This window comes from Frankia sp. Mgl5 (genome assembly GCF_023242985.1).
Lineage (GTDB): Bacteria > Actinomycetota > Actinomycetes > Frankiales > Frankiaceae > Parafrankia > Parafrankia soli.
Genome location: NZ_JALKFY010000728.1, coordinates 1 through 4109, shown reverse-complemented (window position 1 = coordinate 4109; position 4109 = coordinate 1). Strand labels below are relative to the sequence as shown.

Annotated in this window: 4 protein-coding genes; 3 read left to right on the top strand and 1 reads right to left on the bottom strand. The window is 69.5% G+C overall.

Annotated features, from left to right (window positions below):
- Nucleotides 1-377: 377 nt before the first annotated feature.
- The gene (locus MXD62_RS27115; RefSeq protein ID WP_248832243.1) at nt 378-965 is read right to left on the bottom strand and encodes a TetR/AcrR family transcriptional regulator; all 588 of its coding nucleotides are present in this window, start codon (nt 963-965) and stop codon (nt 378-380) included.
- A gap of 255 nt (nt 966-1220) precedes the next feature.
- Here MXD62_RS27115 and MXD62_RS27110 point away from each other — a divergent pair, with 255 nt between their 5' ends.
- From MXD62_RS27110 to MXD62_RS27100, 3 genes are all read left to right on the top strand, one after another.
- Entirely contained in the window at nt 1221-2183 is a 963-nt protein-coding gene (locus tag MXD62_RS27110) for an NAD(P)-dependent alcohol dehydrogenase (protein ID WP_248832242.1), read from the top strand.
- Between the two features lie 78 nt (nt 2184-2261).
- Complete coding sequence (locus MXD62_RS27105) at nt 2262-3050, top strand: transposase (RefSeq protein WP_248832241.1); 789 nt, start codon at nt 2262-2264, stop codon at nt 3048-3050.
- Nucleotides 3044-3259, top strand: a complete 216-nt coding sequence (locus MXD62_RS27100) for a hypothetical protein (RefSeq protein WP_248832240.1) — start codon at nt 3044-3046, stop codon at nt 3257-3259. Before MXD62_RS27105 ends, MXD62_RS27100 begins: the two co-directional genes overlap by 7 nt.
- The last annotated feature ends 850 nt before the right edge of the window (nt 3260-4109 follow it).

Genomic DNA, 4109 nt, shown 5'->3' with positions numbered 1-4109 from the left:
GTTGTCAACGACCCTCGACGACAAGGGCCAGCCCACCGAGTACAAGGTTCTCGGAACCTCTCCGATCGAGAACTGAATCAGTACTACAGTGACAGTGCTCTTTGTGTGGCTGCTGCCGGTCTGACAGTTGCCTGAGCGGCACGAATCCGGGTCTGGAAGTGGTATTGGCGGGCTCGTGCCTACCAGAGCGCACCCACACCGGTCCGGGTGCGTTACCGCGGCCGCTGGGACCGGCTCTCCGCCGGCCAGCAGGCCGTCAACCGCGGTGCGAGTGATCGAATACGAGGAAGTCTGCATCAATGTCGACGATCCGGCGGGTATGCCGCCGAAGTCGACTTGGCCGAGGGACCGGTCGAGGCCGAACCGGGCGTGCACGTTTACGCCTGCACCAGGGGTAGGAAGACCTCGTCGACTAGGTCGGCGATCGTCCCCTCGTCGATGGTGCCGTAGAGGAGCAGGTTGTGGCACAGCAGCACCGGCGGCAGGGTGGCGACCCTGGGGCCGGGACGGCTGGTGATCTCGCCGCGGGTGGCGGCGCGGTCCAGAATGACGGACATCATCTCCTGGCCGTGGAGGACCGTGGAACGCACGGTGGCGGCGAGCTCGGGATCCCGGCTGGTCTCGGCGATGAGACCGCAGAGGACCTCCTGGTCGATGCCGGCGAACCTGCACGCGGCGGTCCGCAGCAGGGTGATGACGTCGGAGCGCAGTTCCCCGGTGTCGGGCAGGTCGTCGATGCGGGGCATGCCGCCGACCAGTGCGGCGAGCACCAGCGCCGCGCGGCTGGGCCAGCGGCGGTACAGGACCGGGCGGCTGGTGCGGGCGCGGGCGGCGACGCCTTCGATGGTCAACCGGGTGTAGCCGGTCTCGGCCAGCTCCTCCAGGACGGCGGCAAAGATGGCCTGTTCGAGCTGCCTGCCCCGGCGTCGGGTGGCGACCTGCCGCTTGGCGTCCGGACAGGTCACACGCCCTCCCGCTCCAGATCGGTTGTGTTTCTTACCTGGCCACCCTACGGTGGGCCTCAAAGATACGTTTTGTATCTTATTTGGAGGAGGACCTGTAGCCCGAGCCATCCCCATGGTGGCAACTGGCGATCACAGTCGTCGGGCTGACCGTGACTCCCACCGCGTTGATGGCCGGAGACATCGCCCTGCTCGTCGCCGGCCCACGCCGTGCCACCCAGCCCTCGTCCACCGAAGCCCCGGCAAAGGATCCCGCCCATGTCGCCTGACCAGCCGATGACGCGCGCCGTCCAGTACGACCGTTACGGAGGCCCCGAGGTGCTCTCCGTCCGTACAGTCCCGCGTCCCTCCCCGGGGCCGGGTCAGGTGCTCATTCGGGTACACGCATCCAGCGTCAACTCGATCGACGTGAAGATCCGCTCCGGCGGGATGCGTCTGATGACCGGGCGACGCTTCCCCAAGAGCACCGGATTGGACTTCGCCGGGGAGGTGGTCGAGCTCGGCAGCGAGGTCACCGGTCTCATGGTGGGCGAACACGTGTGGGGCATCCTCGGCGACGTCTCCGGACGAACGGGCGCGGCCTGCGATTACATCCTCGCCAAACCCAAGGCGACCACCGCCGCACCCAGCGGCACAGACCTGGTGGCCGCTGCCAGCCTGCCCTCGGTCGGCGTAACCGCACTGCGCGCCCTGCGGGACATGCTCCGCCTAGGCTCCGGACAACGACTGCTCGTCGTCGGCGCGAGCGGCGGCGTCGGCAGCACGGCGATCCAACTGGCCCACGCCTGGGGTGCCCACGTCACCGCCATCGCCAGCGCCGCCAGCGCCCCGTTCTGCCGCGAACTCGGCGCCGACCGAACCGTCGACTACGCCACCACCCCGCCGAACGCCCTGGAACGGGAGTTCGACGCCATCCTCGACTGCGACGGCTCCTTGCTCCGCGCTTACCGTCGCGCCCTCCGCCCAGGCGGCCGCATTGTTGCGATCACCTCCAGCGCCATGCCGTTCGCCCTGCTGTCCACCGTCCTGCCCGGCCCGCGCGTACGCCTGCTAATCGCCCGCCCCCGACGCGCGGACCTGCAAACCCTCGCCGAGCACGTCGACAAGGGAGACCTGCACCCGACCATCGAGCACGTCTATCCCCTGGACGAAATCCAGGACGCCCACCGAGCCGCCGAAACCGGCCACGCCCGCGGCAAACGCGTCATCCGCCTCGTCTAGTCGCTGGTTGGTCAGGTTTGGGAAGGCGGACGTACGGTTGGTGGTGTCTGGCTGGGCCGTTCCGGTGGGAGGTGCCCGATGGCCACTCCTCGCAAGCCGACCGCGCCGACGGCGGAGGCGATCGACCTGTTCTGCGGTGACTTCGACGACCTGTTCTGTCGTGTGGCTGAGCGCACCGCGCTGCGGCACTATCTGATCGGCCTGTTGCTGCCCCGGGAGCGCAACAAGACGCTGACGGGGCTTGCCGCCCTGGTCCCCGGCGCCGACCGGCAGCGGCTGCACCACTTCCTGCACGACGCGCCCTGGGATCCCGACGCCCTGGGCGCACGGCGGGTGGACCTGTGGCGTCGGCACCCGGAGTTGGGGCCGCATGGCAACGGGGTGCTCATCATCGACGAGACCGGGGACCGCAAGCGCGGCCATGGCATCGTGCTGGCCGCCCAGCAGTACATCGGCAAGCTCGGCCGCACCGCCAACGGCGTTGTGGCCGTCACCAGTCACTGGGCTGACGGCAGCCGCCACGTGCCGCTGGGGGTGCGACCCTACCGGCCCGCCTCCCGGCTGCCCGGCGGCGAGGCGGACCCGGCGTTCGCCACCAAACCGGAGCTGGCCTGGGACCTGATCGAGAAAGCCCGCGGCGCCGGAGTGCCTTTCCGGGCGGTGGTCGCCGACTGCATCTACGGCGAGAACCCCAAGTTCGAGGGGCGCCTGCGGACGGCCAAAATCCGCTACGTACTGGCCCTGCGCCCCCGCCACGGCACCTGGCAGTTCGTCGCCGATCCCGCCCACCCGCCGGCGTTCACCCCCGCCGAGGCCGCCGCCCGCCTGCCACTGGCGGACTGGCGAACTGGCGGCGCCTGGTGCTGACCGACAGCCACAACCGACCGCTGGTGCGCCACGTCGCCGAACTGGAGCTGGGCCCCTGCTACGGACCCACCCAGGGCACCCGCCTGATCGCCGCCACCGCCGACCCGACAGTCCTCACCGCCGACTCGACCTGGTTCATGGCCACCAACCTCTCGGTGGCCGAGGCGGACGCGGCCGAGGTCTACCGGATCTACCGGCTGCGGGACTGAATCGAGCACTACTACAAACCGGTCAAGCACGAGCTGGGCTGGGCGGACTTCCAGGTCCGTTCCGAACAGGCCATCGTGCGCCACTGGCAGCTGGTCATGCTGGCGTTCACCTTCAGCCTGCTGAGCGCGCCACCCTCCGACCACGCCCAGGAAACGCCCCGCGAGGACCGCGGGGCGGCGGGGGAAAAATCCACGGCGCCGCATCTTCTGGCAGGACACACTGCGACAGGTCCGCGGCTGGCTGAGCCCCTGGGCGCGTCTGCAGCTGTACTGGCACCGCTGGTCGACCGCCCCACCCCCACCGGAACTGGCAGCACTGCTTGACCACGTGGGCCACTCCCACCCATTGGTCGCCCCAACCTGACCAACCAGCGACTAGCCTCGATCTTTCGCCTGATGGCTGGGAGTGTCCGACTAGTCGGACACTCCCGCCGTCGGCGAGCCTCGTCGCGGAGGGGCTGTCCAAGCCGGGATGCTTCTACGCTTGTCAAGCGGCGCTGACGATCTTGGCGAGTAGGGCTTTCGGGTCAGGTAACGTTCGGCGCACCGCGTGATCTCGAGGTGGTGCGTCCTTCTCGCCGTCGTTCGGCGAAGGGGCGGGTGCGGGGTCGCCGCGCATCGTACGGGGGCGACGGTGTCGCTCCGGGCTCGTTACGCCGAGGGGCGGGCCAGGCAGTGTGCGCCGCACGGACAGGAGCCCCTCAGCGCAGGTCGCCGCGCGCGCCGCCCAGCCGCGACTTCGTCGGCCCGATCATGCGCCGCGCCTTCGACTTAGAGCGTGTCTTGCGTGGCCGCTCCGGGTACATATCTGATCATGGACGTGTTGGAGAGCAGCCTCGCCGGGCGGCTG

Bases quoted from the DNA above. Each gene is read 5' to 3' on its own strand.
- MXD62_RS27110 (WP_248832242.1), top strand. From the start codon at position 1,221: ATGTCGCCTGACCAGCCGATGACGCGCGCCGTCCAGTACGACCGTTAC.
- MXD62_RS27105 (WP_248832241.1), top strand. From the start codon at position 2,262: ATGGCCACTCCTCGCAAGCCGACCGCGCCGACGGCGGAGGCGATCGAC.